This is a genomic window from Massilia sp. WG5, assembly GCF_001412595.2.
GTDB lineage: Bacteria > Pseudomonadota > Gammaproteobacteria > Burkholderiales > Burkholderiaceae_D > Telluria.
The window spans coordinates 117540-141071 of record NZ_CP012641.2 but is presented as its reverse complement, the minus strand read 5'-3'; the positions used below and the strand labels follow the sequence as shown (position 1 = coordinate 141071).

The window sequence follows — 23532 nt, the reverse complement described above, 5'->3', positions numbered from 1 at the left end:
AGACGCTCTCTTCAGTTAAACGACACGGCAGGAACGACGCTCCGGAAGGCGAACTGCAGGTTCACCAGGATCCCTAGCCAATTGACAGCGAACGAGTTTAACGGAAGGCGTCGGGATTGTGGGTAAATAGTTTCATATTGGATAGATTCTTGTCCGGACTCGGTCTGGCATGCGATCAGGCATGCAGTGCGCGCTTTGCGATCCAGCTTGAACTTCATCCACTGGGTCCGCTGTTCGATGCCGTGTGCAACTTCGTCCTTCATGAGCTCAAGCTCGAGCATGTCTCCTTCGCAGGACGAGACGCTGCAGAACAAGGCCAAGTCTGCCGGCGTTTTAGGCGGAGCGTAGAAGGCGGCGCCGCAAGCCGAGATGTTCGGAAGATCTGGAATCAGGTCTTCGAAGCGGGAAAACATGCGCGAATACAGATCGGTTTTCATGAGAATCTCCTGGATGATGGTTAGAGCTCGGCCGTACTTTCGCGCGCGAAAGTGGGGTGCGTCTGCTCACGCATGGCCCGACGAGCTGACGCTATGTTACGACTAAATCTATTTAACGTCAATAGATGTGACATGAAGATGCTTTGGCGAAAGCAACAAGGCTCATTATTAGCTTTGAGCCAATAGTGCCGAGTGTTAGAATTCGTGTAACAGAACAGTGGCAATGAAATTGCTATCGATCGGCAAACCAGACGCCACGCCATATCGGGGATGCACTTGAAGAACGAGCCCACGCGGACGACGGTATTACTCGCAGACGATCACCAGATTGTCCGGACCGGCATTGCTACCGCCCTGGAAAAGCGCGGTATCACGGTGATCGGGCAGGCGAAGAGTGCTGAGGAGGTCGTTCCGCTGTACCAGCAGACCAAGCCGGACGTCGTGTTGCTTGACATGCGCTTCGGCGAAAAAATGACCGGTTTCGATGTCGCGGCCGACCTGCTGAGGGCGGATCCGAATGCACGCATTGTGTTCTGCAGCCAGTTCGACCAAAACACACTCATCAAGCGGACCTACGACGTCGGCGCCCTGGCGTTCGTGAACAAGGATTGCGAAGAGACCGAGCTGGCCGACGCCGTGCAACACGCCCGGGACGGGAAGCTGTATTTCCAGCCGCGTATCGCTGATCGCATGGCGAAGCTCCAGGTGCGCGGGGAGCGTACGCCGTTTTCGTCGTTGACCGAGCGGGAGCTTGAAATCGCTAAGCTCATGGCCAAGGGAATGACCATCGCGGAAATCGCCGAGGACCAGAAGCTCTCGCCGAAGACTGTTTCGAACGCCAGCATGACCATCAAGGAGAAGCTCGGCATTTCCCGCCCTGCCGAACTGACCATGCTGGCGGCGAAACACCATCTCATTGATTTGTGAAGCCTCGATGTCGTTCAGCTGGGACTTCATACTGACATTCGGGACTCTGGCCGCGGCAGTCCTGGCGCTCTGGTCGCCAGCACCGGAGATTCGCGGCTGCCGAACCTGGCTGTGGGCGCCCATCCTGGCCCTGGCGTGCCTGGCTGGCATGGCGACGGGCTTCCTGACCTGGCAGGCGCCGTGCTGGCTTGCACTCTATGCGATGCTCGCGATCGCGGGCCGTGAGGCCTCACTACCCTGGCTGCGTGTGCCGTTGCTGCTGGCGACCTGGGTCGCACCATTCATGTTCGCCGCGCACCGTTTTCCCGGGTTCGTCAATCCTACGCTGGTCGACCAGGTCCATTTTTCCACAGACGCGGCCGCCTACAGCATACGTGCCAACTTCGACATGGCAGCGGTCGGCGTGATCCTCGCCGGCGTATTTTGCCAGCGGCTACGAAACCCGAGCGAGTGGGCCCAGATGCTCCGACGGGTATGGTCGGTAACGGCGCTGACGGTTGTCGTCGTGCTCGGGATTGGCATGCTCCTCAACTACGTCCGCCCGGACTTGAAATGGACTCCTTATTCGGCTTTTTTCCTGACCTCGAACCTGCTGTTCACCTGCGTGACGGAAGAGGCGTTCTTCCGCGGTTTCACGCTCGCCGGCATTGCACGGCTGACGTCGAGCTGGCGGTTCGGCACGGTGTTCTCGGCAGTCGTCTCGGCGGTCCTGTTCGGGATCGCCCATGTCAAGGGCGGCCCGATGCTGATGGTTCTGGCGACGGTCGCTGGGCTGCACTACGGGGCGGCTTACCTCGTCTCGAGGCGTCTCGAAGGCGCAATCCTCACGCACTTCGCGCTCAATGCGGTCCACTTCGTCGCTTTCACCTATCCCAACTTGTCAAGCTAACCTCATGAACGGAACCCCTCGCCTCCTCGCCGTTGGTGCGCTCGCGTTGCTCGCCAACAGTCCTTCGCTTGCAAGAACCAACGACGATCCACTTTCCGATGACGTGTCGGTCGTGTTGACGCCGACACGCCTGAAACAGTCGTTAGCGGACGTACCCGGCAGCGTCACCGTCATCACGGCCGATATGCTCGATAAGTACGGAATCCGGTCGGTTCCTGAAGCGCTGCGTCTGGTTCCGGGCATGGAGGTCACGCAGCTGACAAACAGCGACTACCGCATCAACTATCACGGAACCAACATTTACTCGCCGCGGCGCCTGAACGTCTTGATCGACGGGGTGTCCGCCTACCGTTCGGCGTTCGCTCGCGTCGACTGGGCCGCGCTGCCGGTTTCGATCGACGACATCCAGCGGATCGAGGTGACGCGTGGGCCGAACAGTGCGTCCTATGGTCCGAACTCGATGGAAGCTGTCGTGAACATCATCACCAAGGACCCTCAGGCGGTGGACGGCGCCGCGGTGCGGGCGACCGCCGGCTCGCGCGATCTTGGCGAGGGCTATGCGCGCTATGCCGGCTCGATCGGCGCTACGCGTCTGCGGCTCTCGGCCGAGCATACGGAGAACAAGGGATTCGATCGCGTCACCAGTTTCGGCAACTCCGGAGCGTTCCCGGACCACGACGGGATCAGGACCGACCGCTTTAACTGGCGGTCGACCACCGAATTGACGGCGCAGGATCAGGTCGACCTGCAGTTCTCGCTGGTGAACAGCAAGCAGCAACAAGTCGTCGCCGACCAGTACCAGGTAACGTATCCCGACGTCGGTCTCAGGGAGCGCGACCTTAGCCTGACCTGGCGCCATACCGTATCCGCGAACCAGGAGTTCAGGGTGCAGGCGTACCAGTCCGAGCACAAGAACCGCGAAGGCTGGACCGAATGCATTCCGGCGTTCGCGTTCCTCCCCGAACTCGGGGCGCTGTGGCGCGCCAATCCGGATTACGTGCGCACCATCATCGCGGGCGGCCAGCCCAGCGGCGACTCTGCGCAGGACAATGCGCTTTTGCTGCAGGCGCTCATCGCGATCCGTTTGCGCGGCGCCGCGGCCCTGCAGACTACGTGCGGCAACACCAACAACGACTATAGCGAGCGTCGGCGTGACATCGAGCTGCAGCACACCTACGTCTTCTCGAATGCGCTGCGCGTCGTCAGCGGCCTCGGCCTGCGTCGCGACCAGGCCGCCAGCGCGACCTACCTTGGGGGAACCGTCGGCAACACGACCTGGCGCGCATTCGCGAACGTCGAGTATCGCCCATTCGAGACCATGAGCGTCAACGCCGGCGGGTTCTACCAGAAGGACGATCTGACCGGATCCCCTTTTTCCCCACGCGTCGCGCTCAACAAACACCTGGACGCCAACAATACGGTGCGCTTCGTGGTATCGCGCGCCGACCGCATGCCGGACATTATCGAGCAGCGCGCAAACTGGTCCTACCTCACGACGAACATGACGCCGCCCGTGACGTCGTCCGGATCGGCCTACTTCGCGCAAAGCGCTCTGGCAAGAGGGAACCTCGACGCCGAGAAGATGTTGTCGCGCGAGATCGGCTACAGCGGCAATTTCCCGCAATATGGCCTGATGGTGGACGCGAAGCTCTTTGACGACCACCTAACGAACCTGATCTCGGAACGGCTGACCCTCGATTCATTCTCCCCGACCAATCACGGGGAAGCGCGCCTGCGCGGTGCCGAGATCCAGGCAGACCTTGACATTACAACCGGGTGGAGCGTGCACGCCGGCTATACGCGCTTAAACAATCGCAGCAACGATCCGCAGGAGCAGACGCAGTACTCGAAGAACAGTGCGCTTCTCGGCGTGGCCCGTTCCTTCGACAGCGGATGGCGCGCAGGTTTGTCGCTGTACTGGGCCGGTGCGGCGCCGAACGGTCAAAGCCGTTACGGTCGCCAGGACCTTACCGTGTCGAAGACTTTCAGGATCGCACGGGCGACGCTGACGCCGGTGCTCACGGTGAGCCACTTGAGTGACCGACTGACGACATCGGTGTACGACATCGATCGCACCGTCGTGAACGGTTATTCCGATGCCACCCGTTACGCGGCGTCGATTCGCGTAAGCTACTGATCCGGCTGGTCGGTCGGCACTGACCATGCGGTGTAGTGTTTTCCGCCGAGCGCTACACGCATGAGTTCTTCCACCAAAGATCCCAGTCGGTCCCGCCGCTGGTGGCTGACACGCGCCGCAGGTGCCGCGCTGTGGATGGTCGCGCAATCTCGTGTCGTACGGGCGGCGCCGCGCGACCGCCGCGAGCTGGTGATCGCCGTGTCCGACGACGGCGAATCGACCCGAAAGGTTGTCGCCGACCTGCGCCGGCGCTTCCCGCGCGCGCAGGTCGGCGACGCCATGAGTCCGGCCACGCGAAAAGCCCTGGTCATTGCTGTCGGTCCAGCCGCCCTGCGCGCTGTGATGGCCGAGAATATCGAGGGGCCGGTCATATCGGTCTTCACCTCGAGCCAGGTTTATCACTCGATCCTTGAGTCAGCCGGTGCGCGTCGGCCGCCATCCACGGCGATCTATGCAGAACCGGCACCCGCCGCGCAGCTGCGGCTCGTGAACCTGCTGTTCAAGCGGCCGGTACGCACCACGGTCGTCCTCGGCGGACGCACCGCCTTTCTGGAGCCGTCGCTGCAGCGCGCGGCGTCCGCGACGAAGATTCCCCTTACAGTCGAGAAGTACGAACTCGACGACTCCGTCAGCCGGATCCTGAGTCGCTCCGTCGAGTCGCCGGCGATTCTGGCCATCCCGGACAGCCTGGTCTACAACAGCGACAACCTCCGCACGGTCCTGCTCACAACCTACCGCAACGGCCAGGCGGTCATCGGCTTCTCGGCGGCGCTGGTGCGCGCGGGCGCGCTTGCGACGACGTATTCCGAGGTCGAGGAGATCAACGCCCAGCTGGAGGAACTGGTGAGTGACTACGAAAGCACCGGCCGTTTGCCCGAGCCGCAGTTCCCGAAGTATTTCCGAACCCTGATCAATGAAGACGTTGCGCGCTCGCTGAACCTGGTGGTCGACGAGACCGCGCGCCACTTCGCAAACAGCCCCGACAAGCGGTGACGCCATGATTTCATCGATTCGACGACGCGTGTGGACATCGGCCTGGAAGAACCGGACGATCAGCTGGCGGCTCAGCCTCATGGCCACCATTCCGCTGATGGTGATGGCGATCTTCGAGCTGGTCTACCTTTGGTATAACGGTCCCTACGAGGTGCGCAGCGATCTGCGGGAACATGGCGAGATCCTCGCGGCGGCGATTGCCGAAAACAGCGAGTACGGCCTTACCTCAGGCAATCTGAAGGACCTGGAGCGTACCGTGCGCAGCCTTGTCGCGGCCGACAAATGGATCTACCGGATCGATGTGGTCGACAGCGGACGCAAACCACGCCTGTCGATACAGGCGAAGGATGGCCGACAGGCTGGTGGCGGCCGCTTCGACGCCCGGGTGTTTCGGCGTACGCTACCAGTCGACGACTTCGGCAGCGACGAGCTTCCTCATTTCTCGGGCGAGGACCGCGAGCGGGTCGAGACCACTGAGGTGATCGGCGAGGTGCATGTGTTGCTCTCCGAAGAGCCGGCCATCGCCAAGCAAAAGCGGCGTCTGCTGTTGCAGATGCTTCTCCTGGTCTTCGCGGTGCCTCTGAGCGTCTGGGTGGCTACCCTGCTCGGCAAAGCGCTTCACAGGCCGATGAACACGGCGATCCGGGCGCTGCGGGATGTCCGCGGCGGCGACTATTCCGTACAGCTCGACGTCGACGACGGCGGCGAGATGGGCGAACTGCTGGACGCCATCAACGACATGTCCCGCAGTCTCGACGAAGCGAAGCGCAACCTCGAGGGCAAGGTGCTGGCACGCACGCAGGATCTGGAGGCGTCTCGGAATGAGGCGCTCAAGGCTGACGCCGAGAAGCGTAGGCTGATTCAGAAGGTGGACTCCGCCGTCGAGGACGAGCGCAAGAGTATCGCGGTCGAAATCCACGATGAACTGAATGCAACCTTGCTGGGTGCTCGCTATAGCTCCAGACGGATCCTGGACATGGCGAGCGCGCTTCCCGCGAGCCATGAAACTGCCGTCATCAAGGAAAGTGCGGAAACGATCGACCGCATCTCGGCGCAGCTCTATACGAGCGCACGCAAGATCGTCCGTCGCCTCCGGCCGGAAGTGCTGGATATGCTCGGGCTCGAGGGGGCAGTGGAAGAGATGTTGCAGACCTATGAATCGGCTCCTGGGGCGCCGTCCTTCACCTTTAATCACGCTGGCGACTTCAGCCAGGTGGAAGGTGCGCTCGCGATCGCCGCTTATCGCCTGATTCAGGAATGCGTGTCCAACGTGGTCAAGCATGCTCAGGCCAAGGACGTCGTCGTCATGGCGAAAGTGCGGATCAGCGAGGACGCGCGGATGCTGCGACTGGGCGTGATCGACGACGGCATTGGGTTCGAACCCGACGGCGTGCAGGAAGGCATTGGGCTGATCGGCATGAAGGAGCGGGTCTACGCGTTTGGCGGCACGCTGCGGATCAAAACCGGGCAGGGCGCGGGCACCCACATCGAAATCGAGTTGCCGTTGAACACCAACACTTCAACAAAGGATTAGGAAATTGGCTGGAGGAACAAGATGTTAAATGATGAATAACAATATGCAAAAAAATGTGTATTTTATTCTAATATCCTGATTGAAATTGCCTTGGTTGCTACTATAGAATTGCAACATCGTTGCTAACGCATTTCCCACAATTTGCAATCGTGTTTCCCTCCAGGGCGCAGGACTTCACTTCCTGGCTACGCTCCGTTTGATAAAAAAATACTCATTTCCTTAATTTTGATTGATTTTTTAGCCAATCAAAATTAAACTTTCCCTCGTCGGACTGCTAACCCGTTGGTCTTCCGAGGAAACCTTGAAAACGCCCGATCCTACCCTTCAACGTTCTGAACGCCGACTGCTGGCATTCCTTTGCGTTGCGTTGGCATTCCTCCAGGTACTTGACCTGCACAGCAGTCTCCGAGCGGCCGACACCGGCCGGTCTGAAACCAATCCGATGATTCTCTGGGCGATCGCGCATATCGGCTTTGGCCCTGGCGTCTTCGTGTTCAAGGCCTCGGCGCTCCTGATCCTCGCGCTGTACTACCGCGTCGTCAGTGGCTTCGACCGGATGCTATGGCCGTCCATATCGCTTATTCCTGTCTGCGCCGCGTACATCGCGGTCGTGCTGAACAACTATTCGTAGAGGATGTGTATGTCGACTTTTCGCTGCTCGGCCGGGCACCAATCCGCACTGACTTTCTCGGGGGAGCAGGTCAGTCTGCCATGCCCGACATGCGGCACCGACGTCTACAAGTTCCGTGACGCGGTGTTGCACGACGAAGGCCTGTCGCCTGTGGCTGACGCTGCAGGTTCGCCTGCCGCAGGCAAGAAGCGGTGGTCGCTCGAAATCCGCCGTGAAATGCGGGTCGCGTTGGGTGGCGGCGTGCTCTTGCTAGTTGCTGCCGCGTTTTTCGTGAAACGGCCATCGCAGGCACCTGTGGCGGCGTCGAATACGCCGGTTCTGCCCGCGGTTGCGGTCCGCAAGGCGCCGCCGCCAAAGCCCGAGGATGTTTCGATCTCCGACTTTAGCGCGACGGCGAACGATGCGGGGGTTGTGAAAGTCAGCTTCCGCTTGCATAACCGTCCCGGAAATGACAACGACTACCCCGGGCTTGCCATTCACTGGCACGGGGTCGGCGGCGCTGATCAGCTGATCCGCCGCGACGCGTATGCCCACCCTTCCCTTCCCTTTACCACTGCCGACGTAACGCTGGAACTGACCCGGCCGCAAGGCGCGACAGGCATCGACGTCAAGGTCGCCTACTGAGGAATGCCATGCGCAAATTGATACTCGCTCTTTCCCTGGCCTGCTGCGCACAAGCGCACGCGGACTTCCTGCAGGACCTGCACACGAAATACCCCCAGACCAAGGATGCCGTGGTCAAGAAGGCGTTCGGGAATTTCTATTCGATCGTGCGCGGCAACGAAATCATTTACATCAACGACGACCTGTCGATCCTGATTAACGGCGACGTGGTCGACCTGAAGGCGAACCGCTCGCTGACGAACACCCTGCGCGAGGCCAATCGACCGAAGTTCGACCTGTCGGACCTACGCGAGTCTGATGCCATCAAGATGGGCAACGGCACGCGCAGGATCTTCGTTTTCTCTGACCCGGATTGCCCGTACTGCCGGCAACTGCAGGGCGAACTGGGCAAGCTTGAGAACGTGTCGGTCTTCGTCCTGCCGTTGCCGCTGACCGGCCTGCATCCAAACGCGGCAACGATCGCCGAGAATATCTGGTGCGCGAGCGACCGGTCGGCCGCGTGGAACGGCTACCTGCTGCGCGGAGTGAAGCCGGCCGAGAAGGCATGTAGCAATCCGCTCGTACGCAACGCCGCACTCGCGGCGAAATATCGCGTCCTTGGTACCCCGGCCATTGTCTTCGAGGATGGCTCGGTCGTCCCCGGCGCAGTGCCGGCATCGGCTATCGAAGCGCGTCTCGCGGCGCTGGCGAAGAAATGAAGCTCCTGTCCTGGTTCCCCTTCCTGAAGCGCGCCGATCCGGTGCCGCCGCCGCAGCCGGTCAACCTGGCGCTCGTGGCGTCGAGCTTCGACGACGTCGCGGAACCGCGCGACCACGCGCTGCTGGCCACTGCGCTGGGATCGCTCAACGACCAGATGCACGAGGTGATCAACCGCAACGCCGACGGCGTCAACCGTGCGGCGATCAGCCTGCGGCGTGAGACCGACCTGTTGCTGTCGCTCGGAATCTCGGATCCGTTCGCCGGGAAAGCAGGCTCGTATGCCCAGATGGCGCTCGAGCTGGCGAATGCAGGGCGCGGGATGAACCTGCAGGCGCAGCCCCACGACCTTGGCCCGCAGCAGCGCGCCGATCTGGTCGCCCGTGCGATGACGCTGATGCTTCGCGCTGAGATGCTGATGGCCGCCGCGAAGAAGAATAACCTGGCGAACATCGAGTCGGCGCTGGCCCGCCAGGAACAACTCATGCACGGTGCCCGCACGGCGCTCGTGTGTCAACAAGCATAAGGAGGTTTTCATGAAGAACGTCGTCGGTCTTCTCCTCAACGAGTCGCGGCACAGCGCTTATCACCTGACGTCGATTGCCTTTTTCTTGCTCGGCTTCTTCGTGGCGCTGACGGCGACCGATCTCGGTCCGTTCGCTCCATTATTGGTGTCGGGCGGGATTTATCTGGTGGCGTTCTCGATCACGCTGCAGCTGCTGTTCTGGCTGAAGGTGGCACTTCGTAAGGTGTTATCGCCATGGCTCGCTACCTGATCGCAGTGCTGTGCATACTGGCCAGCTCTGCTGCGCAGGCGGATTGCTTCGATCGCGCCGCCGCGCGCTTCAAGCTGAACTCTGACTTATTGCGCGCAATGGCCGAGCAGGAATCTGGCAACCGAGATGATGCTGTTGGGCCGCTACTGGCCGACGGCAACCGCGCCCTCGGAAAACTGCAGGTCAACACGATCCATCTGCCCGAGCTGGCCAAGTATGGAGTCACCCGCGAGGACCTGATGACCGAATGCGGTAGCGTCTTCACCGGCGCCTGGATCTTCGCTGGATACGTGCGCCGGGTCGGGTACACCTGGCAGGCGGTCGGCATCTATAACACGGGGCCGGCGTCGAAGAATTATGCGGCACAGGCTCGCTATATCGCGGGCGTGCGACGCCGGTTCGAACGCCTACAGCGCAAGCGCGCAGTCGCGGCGCAGCAGCTGGTGCAGCAGCAGGTCCAGCAGCCAGTCCAGCAGCCGGTCCAGCTGGCGAGCAACATGGCCGTGTGGAGGAGCGAATGATGCGCGGGCTGGTCGTCTGCCTGCTGCTGGCCGTGCCTTTGCTGGCGGGAGCGGAAAACCTTGGCGCACGCGGACGGACCGTGCCGGTCGACCGCGACGCTCGCGAACAGATGAAGGACAAGATCCGGCAGAAGGAAGCGAGCGGCGAGCTGGCGCGCTTCTGGGAAGACTACCGCGCCAAGGTGATCGATGCGGTGAAGCACCCGGCCCCCCTGGGCGTGCCAACGGACGCGCGCGTGCGCACGGAGTTGCATCAGCTTCGCTTCGTCATGCCGCAGGACTACAGGGACGAGACGGGGCGCGTGGTGGTTCGCCGTGGGACCGTGATCGAACCGTTGAAGATCCAGCCCATGACGACCGGCCTCATTTTCATCGACGGCCGCGACGAAGCGCAAATCCAGTATGCGCTTGCCGCCGGCAGGCGCGAGCGGGTCAAGATCGTCCTGACGGCCGGTTCCCCGTATGACCTGCGGGTCAGGTTCCGGAACGTGGCTTGGAACGGGACGCCAACGGTCCCGTTCTACTTCGACCAGCGAAAGCTGATCATCAACCAACTGCAGCGCCTGTATGGAATCCAGCTTCGCAGCGTGCCTGCGAAGCTGACCCAGCAGGGATCGCAACTGCAGATCGAGTTTGGGATGCGCAAATGAAGAAGATTTTCGCTGCAGCGCTGGTCGCTGCAGGCGTCTTAGCGGGCTACTCGCAAGCCGAACCGGGCATCGGGGCAGTATGCACGGGAAAATTCCCGAACCTGATCACGGACGTTTGCTACGACTGCATGTTCCCGATCAGCCTGGCCGGCAATCTGATCAGCATCGGCGTTTCTGGAGACGATTACGACAGCGGCGCCGGGGCCTCGCCGGTCTGTGCATGCGTCTCGAATCTGTCGGTGGGGACGCCGATGAGCTTCTGGGAGCCGACGTTCATGGTCGACGTGACCAACAAGCCGGGATGCATGCCACTGCTCGGCGGAATCGACATCTCCACGCCGTTCAATTCGCTCGAGTACGGCGCCGAGCAGCGTAGCGCAGCACCGTCCGGCTCGCTTAGAAAGAGCGCCTTCATGCACGTGAACGAATATATCAATCCGGTGATGACAGCGTTGGGCGTGATCTCGGATTCGCCCTGCCTGGACCAGCGCGGCTTCGATGTCCCCTTCATCAGCTGGGCGGACCCGACCTGGAACGACGATGCGCTGGCCATGATTTTGACGCCCTACGGCTATGCATTCGCGGGGATTCCTTCGATCGCGGCCGAAGCGCCGGACGCGATCGCGGCGACCACCGGCTTCCCGACGGCGTCGCTATTCTGGGTCGCCGGGGCATGGGGACCCATGTATCCGGTGACCGGTAACGTGGCCACCACGAATTCGCCCGAGCAGACGGCGCATCTGCTGACCGCTCGCCTGTTCGCAAAACTACACGCCGCGGGCGTCCAACAGTCGACGGCCGGCTTGGACGCGCTGCGTTCGTGCGGGGCGATGGGCCTGCCCGAATTCCTGATGGATAAGCGGCAGTACAAGACCAACCGCGTATTCCCCTTCCCCGACAATACCTGCACGCCGTTCGGGCGTCCGCTCCTCCTTCAAGAGAAGGGCGCAGCAAGGCCGCAGGACAAAGACTATGGCTACTTCATTTTCCGCAAGAAGGACTGCTGTGCGCCCGTCTACTCACCTCTGTAACGCCATGATTGGTGCCCTGCTCGGTGCGGCAGCGCCGCTGCACGCCCAGAGCCTGTTCGAGAGCATGCGAGCTGGCGCCGCCGAACAACCAGGCGGCTACGTCTTCGTTTCCGAACGCGTGACCGATACCGCGTTGATCCCCCTTGCGCGGGACGCCAGGGCGGCGGGGTTCACGATCGTGATCAACGGGTTCTGGGGAGATCTCAACGCCACGCGGCAGCGCGTTGCGCGGATCAATGAGGCGTGCTGCGGTAAGAATGGCGCGCGCTGGCAGATCAACCCGGTGCTGTTCCAGCGCTACCAGGTCACCGCGGTTCCGAGCTTCGTGATCTCGGTCGGTCCCGGTGACGCGCCGGCCGACTTCAGCAAGGTCTCCGGAGAGATGAGCGTTGCGAATGCGCTCAAGTTCTTCACGCAGCAATCGCGCGTGCCGGCAGTTCGCAAGGCGGCGCAGGGCGCGTACACGCGAGCCTTTGCGACACAATAGCTAAAAAGTTTAATTTTGATTGACTATATAGCCAATTTAAATCAAAGTTCTTGTAAATTCTGCAAGGGAATGATGATGAGACTTTCCGCTTTTTTGCTCTCGATGGTATGCATGCCGGCCCTTGCCGCGCCGACCAGTTTTGCAGAGCGCGGCAGGTACGGCAGCGGCGCTGCCATCATCGAGCCGGCCTACGGCGGCGAATACGTCGTGGGCTCGCCGCAAGCCGATCGACGGGTGAAGGCAATGCCGATGCTTGTGCAGGCGCCGCAACGGCAGGCTTACGTGTTTTTTTCCGTGGAGGAGGAGCAGGCCCTGCTGAACTACCGCGACCAGCAGCTGGCGGGGCGTTTGAAGACGCACGTCGTTGCGTCGCGCAAGCGGCATGTGCGGGCCACGGCCAGCTTCGACTGGCCGAAGGTCGTGGTCCGCACGGACGAAATCTGCGTGCCGGAGCTGGCCAGCAGCGATGCCGTTGACTGGCGTGACCATCTGGTCTGCCATCGAGAAGGAGGCGTGAAATGAGCGACGAACTCGTTCCGAAGCACGGCAAGAAGGACGTCGCGTTCGCCGGCGCACAACTGTCTGATGCCTGGATCCTGATCGGATCGGTCTTCCTGGCCCTGTTCGTCGGCAGCACGGTCAGGTGGCTGGCCTACATCGGCATCCCGGTACTCGGTTTCGGTCTTACCAAGTTCTACATCCAGTGGAAGAGCAACAACCTGCCGGGATACCTCCGCGTGATCCTGTATCGCCTGGGCATCTCGGGTTACTCCCCGGCGTTCAACAGGAAGAAGAAGCGGTTCATCGGCGACAGCAAGGTCGTCAATCCGAGCGCGCTAAAGATCGGCGCGATCATGCGCGCGGAAGCCGACTATCACGCAGATGCGCTTGAGGCGGCGGATGCCGCGATCGACTTCTCCAAAGCGCCCGTCAATGACGACGCCAGCGAACTGGTGAGCTAACAGGACAAGACAGCATGGATATCTCGACTCGAACCGGAACCATCGCGGATCTGCAGACCGCGAACAAATTCTACCGTTACTCCAACCTCGGCCTGGTGGGCGCCCTGCTGGTCGCCGTCATCTACATCTTCACCCAGGACAAGATCGTCCTGCAGCAGATACCTGGCATGTCGACGAATGCGGAATACAGCAAAAACGCGATGGACGTCGGCGCGCAGCGGGCGATCGTGCTGGCCGTGACGAACAACCTTGTCCAGGTCAATCCGTCGAACGCGTCGTATCAGAAGTTGTTCCTGCAGGCCTTCCTCGCACCGGCGGTGTACACGAAGGTGAGCGCCGAGATCGACGCCAAAGCCAAGCTGCTGGCCGACCAGCGTGAGCTCGGTTCCTATTACTTCGTCTTCCGTTCGCACCAGTACGACCCGAAGCTCAACAAGCACTTCGTGCTCGGCGAGGTCCATACCGTCAACGCCGCCAAGGATTCGGCCGAGCCGTGGGTGTTCGAATATCCGGTCCACGTGGACAACTATCGCCTCGTCGTCGACGACATCGCGTCCTATAAGGGCGACAAGGCCCACAACTCAAGCTGGATGGAGGGACAGAAGCAATGAAACACGTCACGCCCATTTCCCTGATGCTGCTGGCCGGACTGGCAGCCGGAACCGCCCATGCGCAGCAGAGTGCCAGCGCTACCTTCGCCGCCGTCCCTTCGCATGCCAGCGCGTCCGGCACGTTCGGCGCCTCTGCCGACCTGCCGCCGGCCAAGGCGACGAGCGACCAGTGCGAACGCACGGTGTCGGTACCGTGCGAACCGAAGCGGCTGCAGCCCCGGGTAAAAACCAGGACCGCCGTGCTCAAGAAGCCGGCTGATCCGAAGTTCGACCCGCTTGCGGTGCATCCCGAGGCCGCGGTGAAGGATACCAAGGCGCCCGCAATCGAGCTGCCAGGCGTCATGAAGATCGCGGGCGCAGATGCGCATGCACTGGATTTCAGCCGCGCGCGCGTCATCGACGTCACCAACGCGGGGTCACAGGTCGTCTATGTCAGCGCTGTCGACCGGAACCGGATCCAGCTGCCGTGGCCGAATCCGAAGGTCGTGGGTACGGACGAGATCACCATCGACAAGAGCCCGACTAGCAATAACGTCTACATGCAGTTCAAACCCGGCGTGAAGCGAGGCGTTACGGTCTCCTTCGAACAGCCCGACGGCTCCTCGGTCGTCGACCTGAAGCTGGAACCGAAGGACATCACCGGACAGGTGATCATCGTTCGCGATTCGATGGCGCGCGCCGGCGAGCAGAAGCCGCTCAAGGGCGGCGATTATGTGGCCGCCATCCAGTCCGTCATGGAGCAGGTCGCGCTCGGCGCGGCGCCGCAGGGTTACTCCCAAGCCGACCTCGCCGTCGGTCCGATTGCGATGAATGGCCTGGTGGTCACGCCGCAAAAGGTGTTCTCCTCGGCCAACCGGGACATCTACGTGTACGACGTGGCGAACCCCGGGCCGCAGAAGGCGACGCTGCAGGAAAAGGAATTCGACGGCGAGAATGTCCTGGCCATTTCGATCTTTCCCAAGCCAATTCTCGCCGCGAACGAGCGGACCAAGGTCATCGTGTTGACCCGCAAGGCATCGGGAGGCTGACATGTCTGAGACCGGTCAAATCGCGAAATTCAAGCAGCAATGGCAGGATATGGACCCGAAGTTCAAATGGGCCATGGGTGCCGCCGTTGTCGGCTGCGTAGTCATCATGATGGTCAAGTCCAAGGAGCGCGAGCAATACCGCCTGGAGGACCAGGCGCGTAAGACGGCGGTCGCGCAGCAGGTGGGCGCTCGCAACGGACAATCGCTGCCGAACAGCGCGAATAATTTCAGCGCCTTGCCGACAACCAACCGCAACCAGGGTCTGGAGGACTTGCTGGCCTCGCTCGACAAGGCACGCAGTGACGCGAAGGATGCGCAGGAGCATTCCAAGAATCTCGATGAGCAGCTGCGCCGCGTGAACGAGCGCCTGTCCCAGATGGAGACGCGCGGCTCCGCATCCGCGCCGGGACCAGCGCCCGCCTATGGTGCCGCCGCGGCGAGTGGCGGTGCGGGTATCAATGCCGGCGGCTCCGGTGCGGCGTACGAAAACCTGCCGCCACCGGTGGACTTCGGTCAGCCCGGCGCCAATGCCAGCGCGAATGCCGGCGGCAAGACGGGTGACAAGAGCCCGTTCAGCGATGCGGGGTTCTCCCCCGACGCGCAGGCCGTCCAGGCGAAACCAACGGCGATGCGTGTCTGGGCGGCCGAAGCTGTTCCGGCCTCGTCCAAGCGGAAGGAGAGCGCGGCGCCGATGCTGACCGTTCCAATTAACTCGGCGCTCGAAAGCGTGATGCTCACCGGTATCAATGCGCGTTCGAACTCGGCGGGTGGCGGCGCGAGCGGAACGATCCTCTCCGCAAACAACGTCGGCGCCCCGTTCGTCAGCCGGCTGAAGGGAAATGCGATTCTGCCGAACGGCTGGAAGATCTCCGACTTCAACGACTGCTTCATCAGCGGTACCGGGATCGCCATCCTGTCGAGCGAACGCGCCAACGTGATCGCCAACGTGATGTCCTGCATCGACAAGCGCGGCAATGTTTACGAGGCGCCGATCAAAGCCTACGGCGTCGACCTCGACGGGATCCAGGGTATTTCCGGCCGGGTCGTGACCAAGCAAGGTTCGCTGCTGGCGAAGACGGCGCTGGCGGGCATCGCCAGCGGCCTGGGCAACGCATTCACCCCGACCGCCCTGCCGAGCTACAACCAGAACGCGCAAAGCGGTGACCGCCAGGGCATCCAATATCCGAATCCGAACCTGATCGCCGGTAGCGCGCTTGGTGGTGGCGTGTCGGAAGCCGGACGGGCACTGAGCAAGTTCTACCTCGACTACGCGAAGGAAATGTTCCCGGTCATCGAAGTGAATGCCGGCACGCGGATCACCTGGATCCTGCAGGAGTCCGTCGAACTCAACCAGATGAAAAAGGCCGACTGATGAAATCCACTCATGCCCTGACGCTGGCTGCCACGATCGCGATGCTTGCCGGCTGCAGCTTCAACCCGATAGGCGAAAGCAAGTTCGACTGCAACCGCAAGGAAAACCCGTCCGAGTACTGCCGCTCCTTCAAGGCACTCGAGAGGAGCACGAACGGTCCGCTTCCGGAAAGCCGCTTCGACAAGGAATTCAAGATGAGCGATTACGACCGCGCCACCGGCATCGCTCCCGACACCAAGGCGCCGGCGTCCAGCTCCGGCGCGGGAGTCTCCGCCGGACTTTTGCCGCACCAGCGGCTGAACGCCAGCAGCGAGCTGGTGGCCGGAATGCCGGTGCGTAAGGCGCCCGTCGTACAACGTGTCTACATCAAGCGCTTCGTCGACGAGAACGACAGCCTGCAGGAAGAGGCCATCGTCTACCGCGAGGTCAGAGGCGCGCGCTGGGCAGGCTTCGACGCCGCAGGCCAGGACAACCAAGTGCCCGGTGCGTATCCGCATCGGGCAAAGAACAGCACCGCGGTGACGGCCGAAGTGGATGAGCCCTCCCCGCAGCAAACGAATCTTGCTCAGCCAGACAGCGGTATCGCTGGCGCGGCCGGGTCAGCAATGCCACCCGCTGGAAGTGGTGGCCTCAACGCTCCAAAAGCAGAAAGGTAATTGGCTATGAAACTCCTGAAAGGCAATCTGATGCAAGGCGCTGCTCGAGTCCTGGTGGCCGTCGCCGCTCCCGTCGCGGTCCTCGGCTCCATGGCCGCGATGAACAACGGCACGTCGCTGGCGGCCAACGAGTTCGCTCCTGTCGTGACCTGGCTGCGCGACATGCTGGCGAGCGACCTGACGATGGTCCTGGCCCTGGTGGTCCTGCTGGCCGGTATCTGGCAGCTGGCTCACGGTGGTGGCTACAAAACCGTCGGCGTCATCCTGGGCGTTCTGGCGATCGCGCTGGTCGGGCCGGGCGTGCTGACCACGATGTCGACCAGCATGCCGACCGCAGCACAGATGCAGTTGATCGCGCACGTCGACCAGGCTCCGGCAGCTGCACCGGTGAAGGTCCTCGTGGCCCGCTAAAGGTCGTCCGCAGCTGGACATGGCGGGCAACCGCCTGTCATGTCCCTTTTTTTGGAATCCCATCATGCTCGTCCAAAACCGTCCCGACATACCAACCCAGGTCAGCAGCAGCTTCCTGCACGTCGAGTCCTATGCACGCGGCAGCAATCTGATCGTCTCGAAGCCCGAGGGCAACAGCATCTACATAGGTCGGTGCTACGAGATGAGCCCGCTAGCAGGCGGCGGCACCGAGTTTGCGGGGTTAATTCAGAATATCTACAAAAGCGCGCCGGATGAGTCCGTCCTGCAGATCACGCTGCTGAGCGTCCCGGATCACGACGTGCCATACAACCTGGTGCGCGGCAAGACCCATGGCAACAGGCTGCTGCAGGAGCTAGTGCACCGGCAGGCCCAGCTTTACCACCGTGCCCAGAAAATCGGCGTCCTTCCCAACATGCCTGCGATAAATCGCAAGACGGTCATCATGTCGCTCATGACGCCGGCGAATCTGGTAAACGATGCGACGCTGGAGCTGTCTCTGGCGGCGCAAAACGAATTCTTGAGCGGATTGCGGGCATGCGGCTTCGTCGACGCCGAAACGCGTTCGCCGTCCGAAGTGCTGGCGATCTACCGCCAGTTCGCGAATATGTACGACAGGCGCAAGGAACTCCCGCTCGACGAACTAATGGAACTGCGGCACCAGGCCTTCGGCGCGGACGAAGTGTTCGACTTCACGCCGGACGACTACGCCGTGTTCAACAAGCGGCTCTACTGCGCCGCGGTGGTGCCCAAGTCCCTGCCGGAGCGGATCTCGCATGGCTTGACGAACCTGTTGATCGGAGCACCCCTGAACAGCGGCCGGACAAAGGACGGCGGCGGAGTGCGCGTTAAAACGCCGTTCATCCTGAACGCGACCGTGCGCGTCGCGAACCAACGCAAAGAGCTCGATCGGATCGATCGCGCCATCAAGTCGCGCAGCAGGGCCGACAACAAGCTGCCGTTCTCGCTGGGCGCCGAGAACAGCGCCGAGATCTTGAAAGATCTGCAGTACCTGCAGGACGTCTGCAAGGATGGTTCCAACAAGCTGACATATGCCAGCTTGACCGCCTTCGTGTTCGCGGAGGACAAGGCCGAACTCAAGCAGGCCAGTTCTGACTTCAAGACCACGATGAACAACCTGGACTTCGACGCGCGCGACGTCACCGACACCATCGGCGTGCGCTTCGTCCAGGTTCTGCCACTGAATTACTCCGTGAAAATTGCCGAGCGCGTCGAATCGGAGGCGTTGGTACCGGCGAGCGTGGCGGCGAAACTCATGCCGATCTTCGGCGACTACCGCGGCAATGCAAGCGGCTCGGCCGAGCGCATGGGAACGGTCTACCTGACCCGGCGCGGGTCGGCGCATTATTTCGATCCGTTCCTGACCAACACGAACAAGAACGGCGTCCTCGCTGCGGCCAGCGGCGCTGGCAAGTCCTTCGCCCTCCAGCATATGGTCGAGAACGAGCTTGCGGCCGGTACCCGGGTGACGGTGTTCGACAACGGCAGGTCGCTCAAGAAATTTACTGAAGCCGCCGGCGGGGATTTCATCGAATTCTCGCTGGACGCGGCGCGCATCCCGTCCCTGAATCCGTTCACCGGTCTCAGCGAAGACGACTTCATGGAACAGCAGCCGGACATCACGGCGCTGATCCTCAAGATGGCCTATTTCAAGGAACCCGAGGACAAGGGCGCGCGCATCGCGGTGAGCGAGGCGACCAAGGCGGCTTACGGCCGGGCGCGAGGCAAAGCCGATATCAATACTGTGATCGACGCCCTGACTGTGATTCAGGAAAACACCGACGCGAACACGTTCAAGAGCGAGGTCCAACTGGCAGCGTGCAATCTGATCCCGCGCCTTCGTAATTTCGTCGACTCGTCGACGCGCGGAGGCTACTTCCTGGGTGAGTCGAACCTTGCGGCGAAAAACCCGTTCACGGTGTTTGAAATGTCGGGCCTGGATGGTGACCAGCATCTCAAGCAGTGTGTCCTGTTCTTCGTAATGAATACCCTGCTGCGGCAGATGAAGAAATACCCAGGCCGCAAGTTGAAGCTGATGGACGAGGTCAAGGATCTGCTGGAAGACGACGGCGCCGCCGCTGTCATGGAGGCGATGTATCGGAAAGGGCGCAAGGACGAAGCGTCGATCTGGGTGATCACGCAGAGCCCGCGGGACCTCGCCAACAACGCAACCGGCCAGGTCATTCTCAGCCAGTCCGCCTGGAAGCTGGTCATGCAGCAGGAGCCCGAGGAAATCGACAAGATCGTGGCCGAAGGCGTGATGACCAAATTCGCCGGCGACCCGTTCTTCAACAAGCTGATCAAGGACGTGAAAAGCGAGAAAGGCGTCTTTTCGGAAATCCTCATCTGCGGCGGCAGTACCTACGAGGTCGTTCGGCTCTACGTCGACCGCTTCACGGCGGCGCTGTTCTCGACCGAGGGCGACGAGCGCAACGCGGTCTTCCAGCTCATGCGCAGTGGCGTTTCGGCCGTCGACGCCGTCAACATGGTGATCAACGACGAACGCGGCAAGCGCAACAAGTGGCTTGCCGACATCGTGGAACAGCTGCGGGCCGAGAAGTTGAGCGACGTCGAGATTCGCCGCGAGCTCGAGGAGATATTGAATGGCTGATTCCATCAAAAAGGCCGCGTCGTTCGTCGCGCCGGCGGCGGCGATCACGTTCCTGTGCGGCGCCTGTTTCTACGCCGGCGGCAAGTTCAACAGCGTCGTCCCCAACGGTAAGTACTTGGTGGCAGACAAGAACGCCGTGATCCTGGCAGCGGTCCTCGAGCGCAACAGTACCGATGCGAAGGCGCTCCAGGCCGAGATCGCGCAGCCGGTCCTGCGGGTCATGAAGCGTTATACCGATGAGGGGTACGTGATCATCGACGGCGCCAAGGACGAACACGGGAACCTCACTATCGCCGCGCTGCCGGCCGACACGCGCGACATCACGCAGGAGCTGACGGCCGCCATTACCAAAAAGGAGACTGCGAAATGAAGGTGCTGAAAATCGCGGCGATCATCCTGGTCGCCGTCGCTTCTGTCGGCCTGTCCCTGGAAACCGCGCTCGCCGGCGCCGCCGGCAGCTTCGGCAAGTCCTGCGGCGGCTTCAAGCCCGAGACCCGTACGACGTGCTGGAGGAACCTGCTATGAGGCTGACGGCATCTCGTCCTGTATCGCCCGCACGCCTTCGGCTGTCGCTGGTGGTCGGCGCGGCTTGTGCGGCCGCGCTGTATTTCGGCCACGGCCGCTCCTTCGTCAGCCTGTCATGGGATCCTCACGCGGTCCATTGTCTGCCGGAGCTACACCTGGCGCTCCTGGTGCACAACCAGCCTTCGACAGTCGCGCGTGGCGACTATCTGTTCTGGCGGGCGTCTTCGATCAGCGCGCTCTCCTACGTCACAGACGACTATGTGCTCAAGCGCGTGGCGGGCGTCCCTGGCGACAAGCTCGATATCCGCGACAGCAAGGTCTTCGTCAACGGAGTGCTGGTGGCGGAAGGGCTTGAGGACGCGGTGCTTTACAAGCACCGTGCCGCCAACTTCGAGCGGACCGAGGTCATTCCTCCCGGTCGCTACTTCATGGTCGGCACGGCCCGTATGTCGAACGATTCGCGCTACTGGGGGTACCTGCCGCACGACGCGATCGTCGGCAAGGGCTACCGGATTTATTAACTTTCGCGCGCGAAAGTGAAGCTCATGCGTTACTTGACCCTTGCTGTCTTTCTCGGCCTTGCCGGCACCGTTGCCGCCCAGGAGGTTCGCACCGACGACTCCTACGGCGACGCCTTCCTTCATTACCAGCCATATGTCGTGAAGGGCAAGGAGGCGAAACGGCCCGAAACCCGTCCGGCGCCGCCTGCCCCCGCCAAACGGGAGGACCAGAAGGTGAACGTGAAGTGGCTGCAGGAGAACTACAAGCTGCTCGAGGAGCGCGCGATCGACGATCCGACTGACGAGAACGTGGCCGCGTACTTGTACGTCCGGCGCATCGCGATGGACAAGTCGCAGCGCTTTTCCGAGAAGGTGAGCGAGGTGACGAATACCGACCCGCTGCTCAACGAAAACAACCGTATTCCCTACGCTAGCGCGGGTGCACAGGCAATCCGCTCGGCCAGCCGGAGCGCGCAGGAACAGGCGACCCGCGAGCTAGCCGCGACCGGCGGTCTGGTGGTGTTCGTCGATGGCAGCTGCAGGTTCTGCGCGATGCAGATGCCGATCGTGAACGCGCTGCGCGCGCAGTACGGCATGGAAGCACTTGTCGTGTCGCTGGACGGCAAACGCCCGCGCGGCTACGAGGGGCCGCTGGTCAAGGACAACGGGTTGTATCGCAAGCTCGATCTGAAGCTGACGCCGAGCGTCGTCTATGTGCACCGCCCGCATGCATACAAGAACGGGAAGGACGAGAACCAGTACCGCGTGATCGCGCAAGGGTTCTATGCCCAGGACGAATTGGTCAAGCAGATCGCGTTCGCCGGCCACACGACCAGGTTACTTTCCCCGGAAACGATGCGTGATCTGGCCGTATGGGACCGCGGCGTGGCCGCTACCGAAGACCTGGGCGCCCTGCAGCTCAATGCGAACGACCCGGCGGCCATCAAGCGGAAGTTGCAGCCGCTTCTGCAAAAGCAATACCAATGAGGTGACCATGAAAAAGCGCACTATTCTTGCCGTTTTCTTGTTCTGCCTGCTCTCGACCTCAGCCCGGGCCGGGATCATGGCGGATCTGAATTCCATGTTCATGTCCAACTCGACGGATCCCGGCACGTTCACCACGCGTGACCGCGTCGGCATCTATGCCGGTGGCTATTCGATGCGGACCCCGATTCACAACATCAACGTCGTGGCGTTCGATCCGCCGCGCCTGAACGCCGGCTGCGGTGGCGTCGACTTGTACGGCGGCAGCTTCAGCTTCATCAATGGTCAGGAGTTGATCGCCATCTTCCGAAGCGTCGCATCGAACGCGGCGGGACTGGCGTTCAAGGCGGCGATCAAGGTCATTTCCCCCTCGCTGGACTCCCTCATGACCGAGTTCCAGACCATGCTCCAGAACATGAATAACCTGGCGAAAAATTCCTGCAGCCTGGCCCATCTGCTGGTCGACAAGGCCGACCGTGCATTGGCTGACGCGACCGACGGCGACGGCGCAGTCGGTTCATCGATGAAGGGCATCTTCTCCGACCTGACCGCCGGCCTCAAGGACTTCAATACGAATGCTTCGCAGTACCTGAAGAAGGCGGGCGAGGTGAACCCACGCGTCGGCAACCAGGTCGCGAAGGCGATTGTCTCTTCGGGAACCAGTTCGGTGCTCGGCGTGATCGGGCTGGCGAATATCGATGGCAGCGCCGACGACTCGAGCAATCCGAACTCGCTCAATAATCGGGTATTGATGTCCATGCTGGGCTACGAGATCGCGGGTATTCCGTGCCGTTCGTTCAACCCGGACGGCGTCGAGGACACCACGAGCAATCAATCGACCAACAATGTACCGCGCGTCAGCTGCAAGAGCGGCGCCACCATCACGCTAGAGGACTTCGTGACCGGTGGCGGGACCGGGTCAAGCCGGCCCGACTACCCACTGCACCTGTACACCTGTCTTGACCCTAACGGCACTACTCCGTCCAGCGGCGGCTTCGATCCGCAGATCTGCACCCAGATCAAGGTGGAAGACTTCAACTACCAGGGCATCGAGGGGTGGATCAATGGCATGTTGTTTGGCTCCCCGGACGACACCAGCATCGACCCGGCTTCCATCGTCGGCATCATCAATAGCGGCACGAGCGGCCAGTTCTCGACCGCGCAGCTGCAGTTCCTGCACCAGGCGAACTATCCGATCATCGCGCTGCTGCAGAAGACCAGCAATCCGGAAGCACGCAAGAGTATGGCACGCCGCATGCGCGTCGGAATCCGGAACTGCGTCGCTGCGCAGCTGGGCGGTGCTCTTTACCGCGCCGCCTCGTCGATCGGCAACAACAATTCGTACGTCCTGACCGACGAAGCGAAGCAGAACATCGAACGTCTGCGTAACGATTTCATGGAACGGCAGCAGAGCTGCGACCATGACCGGTCCGTGCTGGAGATCGCGCAGTTGCTGAACCAGGCAGCAATCCTGAACAGCGTCACGAACCGGTAAATGCC

Annotated in this window: 28 protein-coding genes; 27 read left to right on the top strand and 1 reads right to left on the bottom strand. The window is 61.7% G+C overall.

Annotation, left to right across the window (positions count from 1 at the left end; translation table 11 throughout):
• Positions 1 to 11: 11 nt before the first annotated feature.
• Complete coding sequence (locus tag AM586_RS27600) at positions 12 to 437, bottom strand: hypothetical protein (protein ID WP_047824881.1); 426 nt, start codon at positions 435 to 437, stop codon at positions 12 to 14.
• 276 nt (positions 438 to 713) lie between these two features.
• Between AM586_RS27600 and AM586_RS27595 the strand changes: the two genes are divergently transcribed.
• The 27 genes from AM586_RS27595 to AM586_RS27470 all read left to right on the top strand — a co-directional run bounded on the left by AM586_RS27595 (position 714) and on the right by AM586_RS27470 (position 23527).
• On the top strand, positions 714 to 1364 hold the full coding sequence (locus tag AM586_RS27595; protein WP_373887934.1) for a response regulator: 651 nt from the start codon (positions 714 to 716) through the stop codon (positions 1362 to 1364).
• Between the two features lie 7 nt (positions 1365 to 1371).
• Positions 1372 to 2253, top strand: coding sequence for a CPBP family intramembrane glutamic endopeptidase (locus AM586_RS27590; RefSeq protein WP_060567189.1), 882 nt, complete (start codon positions 1372 to 1374; stop codon positions 2251 to 2253).
• 4 nt (positions 2254 to 2257) lie between these two features.
• A complete protein-coding gene (locus AM586_RS27585) occupies positions 2258 to 4390 on the top strand; it encodes a TonB-dependent siderophore receptor (protein ID WP_162600620.1) in 2133 nt (710 codons plus the stop codon).
• A gap of 60 nt (positions 4391 to 4450) precedes the next feature.
• Positions 4451 to 5383 carry a hypothetical protein gene (locus AM586_RS27580; protein WP_156328191.1) on the top strand — a complete coding sequence of 311 codons (933 nt, stop codon included), beginning with the start codon at positions 4451 to 4453 and terminating at the stop codon, positions 5381 to 5383.
• 4 nt (positions 5384 to 5387) lie between these two features.
• Positions 5388 to 6917 carry a HAMP domain-containing sensor histidine kinase gene (locus AM586_RS27575; protein ID WP_082439905.1) on the top strand — a complete coding sequence of 510 codons (1530 nt, stop codon included), beginning with the start codon at positions 5388 to 5390 and terminating at the stop codon, positions 6915 to 6917.
• A 301-nt stretch (positions 6918 to 7218) separates the two neighbouring features.
• On the top strand, positions 7219 to 7548 hold the full coding sequence (locus AM586_RS28520) for a hypothetical protein (RefSeq protein ID WP_156328190.1): 330 nt from the start codon (positions 7219 to 7221) through the stop codon (positions 7546 to 7548).
• Between the two features lie 9 nt (positions 7549 to 7557).
• Complete coding sequence (locus AM586_RS27565) at positions 7558 to 8172, top strand: hypothetical protein (RefSeq protein WP_047824876.1); 615 nt, start codon at positions 7558 to 7560, stop codon at positions 8170 to 8172.
• An 8-nt stretch (positions 8173 to 8180) separates the two neighbouring features.
• Entirely contained in the window at positions 8181 to 8870 is a 690-nt protein-coding gene (locus AM586_RS27560) for a DsbC family protein (RefSeq protein ID WP_047824875.1), read from the top strand.
• Positions 8867 to 9394 (top strand): hypothetical protein, encoded by a 528-nt coding sequence (locus AM586_RS27555; protein WP_047824874.1) that lies wholly within the window; start codon positions 8867 to 8869, stop codon positions 9392 to 9394. The genes AM586_RS27560 and AM586_RS27555 overlap by 4 nt, the downstream gene beginning before the upstream one ends.
• Before the next feature lie 10 nt (positions 9395 to 9404).
• Positions 9405 to 9644, top strand: coding sequence for a hypothetical protein (locus AM586_RS27550; protein ID WP_047824873.1), 240 nt, complete (start codon positions 9405 to 9407; stop codon positions 9642 to 9644).
• Complete coding sequence (locus tag AM586_RS27545) at positions 9629 to 10165, top strand: transglycosylase SLT domain-containing protein (protein WP_052233904.1); 537 nt, start codon at positions 9629 to 9631, stop codon at positions 10163 to 10165. Before AM586_RS27550 ends, AM586_RS27545 begins: the two co-directional genes overlap by 16 nt.
• Positions 10162 to 10815 (top strand): conjugal transfer protein, encoded by a 654-nt coding sequence (locus AM586_RS27540; RefSeq protein WP_047824872.1) that lies wholly within the window; start codon positions 10162 to 10164, stop codon positions 10813 to 10815. Before AM586_RS27545 ends, AM586_RS27540 begins: the two co-directional genes overlap by 4 nt.
• Positions 10812 to 11846 (top strand): TraU family protein, encoded by a 1035-nt coding sequence (locus AM586_RS27535; RefSeq protein WP_047824871.1) that lies wholly within the window; start codon positions 10812 to 10814, stop codon positions 11844 to 11846. The genes AM586_RS27540 and AM586_RS27535 overlap by 4 nt, the downstream gene beginning before the upstream one ends.
• A 4-nt stretch (positions 11847 to 11850) precedes the next feature.
• Positions 11851 to 12333, top strand: a complete 483-nt coding sequence (locus tag AM586_RS27530) for a TrbC family F-type conjugative pilus assembly protein (RefSeq protein WP_052233903.1) — start codon at positions 11851 to 11853, stop codon at positions 12331 to 12333.
• Positions 12334 to 12444: 111 nt separating this feature from the next.
• Entirely contained in the window at positions 12445 to 12855 is a 411-nt protein-coding gene (locus AM586_RS27525) for a hypothetical protein (RefSeq protein WP_109370618.1), read from the top strand.
• A complete protein-coding gene (locus AM586_RS27520) occupies positions 12852 to 13295 on the top strand; it encodes a hypothetical protein (RefSeq protein ID WP_047824868.1) in 444 nt (147 codons plus the stop codon). Before AM586_RS27525 ends, AM586_RS27520 begins: the two co-directional genes overlap by 4 nt.
• 14 nt (positions 13296 to 13309) lie before the next feature.
• Positions 13310 to 13906 (top strand): TraE/TraK family type IV conjugative transfer system protein, encoded by a 597-nt coding sequence (locus tag AM586_RS27515; protein ID WP_047824867.1) that lies wholly within the window; start codon positions 13310 to 13312, stop codon positions 13904 to 13906.
• The gene (locus AM586_RS27510) at positions 13903 to 14934 is read left to right on the top strand and encodes a type-F conjugative transfer system secretin TraK (protein ID WP_052233902.1); all 1032 of its coding nucleotides are present in this window, start codon (positions 13903 to 13905) and stop codon (positions 14932 to 14934) included. The genes AM586_RS27515 and AM586_RS27510 overlap by 4 nt, the downstream gene beginning before the upstream one ends.
• 1 nt (position 14935) lies before the next feature.
• The gene (locus tag AM586_RS27505; protein WP_052233901.1) at positions 14936 to 16306 is read left to right on the top strand and encodes a TraB/VirB10 family protein; all 1371 of its coding nucleotides are present in this window, start codon (positions 14936 to 14938) and stop codon (positions 16304 to 16306) included.
• Positions 16306 to 16962: a TraV family lipoprotein gene (locus tag AM586_RS27500; RefSeq protein WP_052233900.1), complete on the top strand. Its 657-nt coding sequence runs from the start codon at positions 16306 to 16308 to the stop codon at positions 16960 to 16962. The genes AM586_RS27505 and AM586_RS27500 overlap by 1 nt, the downstream gene beginning before the upstream one ends.
• Complete coding sequence (locus AM586_RS27495) at positions 16963 to 17373, top strand: hypothetical protein (protein WP_156328189.1); 411 nt, start codon at positions 16963 to 16965, stop codon at positions 17371 to 17373.
• 64 nt (positions 17374 to 17437) lie between these two features.
• Positions 17438 to 20023, top strand: a complete 2586-nt coding sequence (locus tag AM586_RS27490; protein ID WP_047824865.1) for an ATP-binding protein — start codon at positions 17438 to 17440, stop codon at positions 20021 to 20023.
• Positions 20016 to 20393 (top strand): hypothetical protein, encoded by a 378-nt coding sequence (locus AM586_RS27485; RefSeq protein ID WP_047824864.1) that lies wholly within the window; start codon positions 20016 to 20018, stop codon positions 20391 to 20393. The genes AM586_RS27490 and AM586_RS27485 overlap by 8 nt, the downstream gene beginning before the upstream one ends.
• Positions 20390 to 20548, top strand: coding sequence for a hypothetical protein (locus AM586_RS28515; protein ID WP_156328188.1), 159 nt, complete (start codon positions 20390 to 20392; stop codon positions 20546 to 20548). The genes AM586_RS27485 and AM586_RS28515 overlap by 4 nt, the downstream gene beginning before the upstream one ends.
• Entirely contained in the window at positions 20545 to 21069 is a 525-nt protein-coding gene (gene lepB, locus AM586_RS27480) for a signal peptidase I (protein ID WP_109370617.1), read from the top strand. The genes AM586_RS28515 and lepB overlap by 4 nt, the downstream gene beginning before the upstream one ends.
• A gap of 24 nt (positions 21070 to 21093) precedes the next feature.
• Entirely contained in the window at positions 21094 to 22035 is a 942-nt protein-coding gene (gene traF / locus AM586_RS27475) for a conjugal transfer protein TraF (RefSeq protein WP_047824863.1), read from the top strand.
• 7 nt (positions 22036 to 22042) lie between these two features.
• Positions 22043 to 23527, top strand: a complete 1485-nt coding sequence (locus tag AM586_RS27470) for a conjugal transfer protein TraH (RefSeq protein ID WP_047824862.1) — start codon at positions 22043 to 22045, stop codon at positions 23525 to 23527.
• Positions 23528 to 23532: the final 5 nt, after the last annotated feature.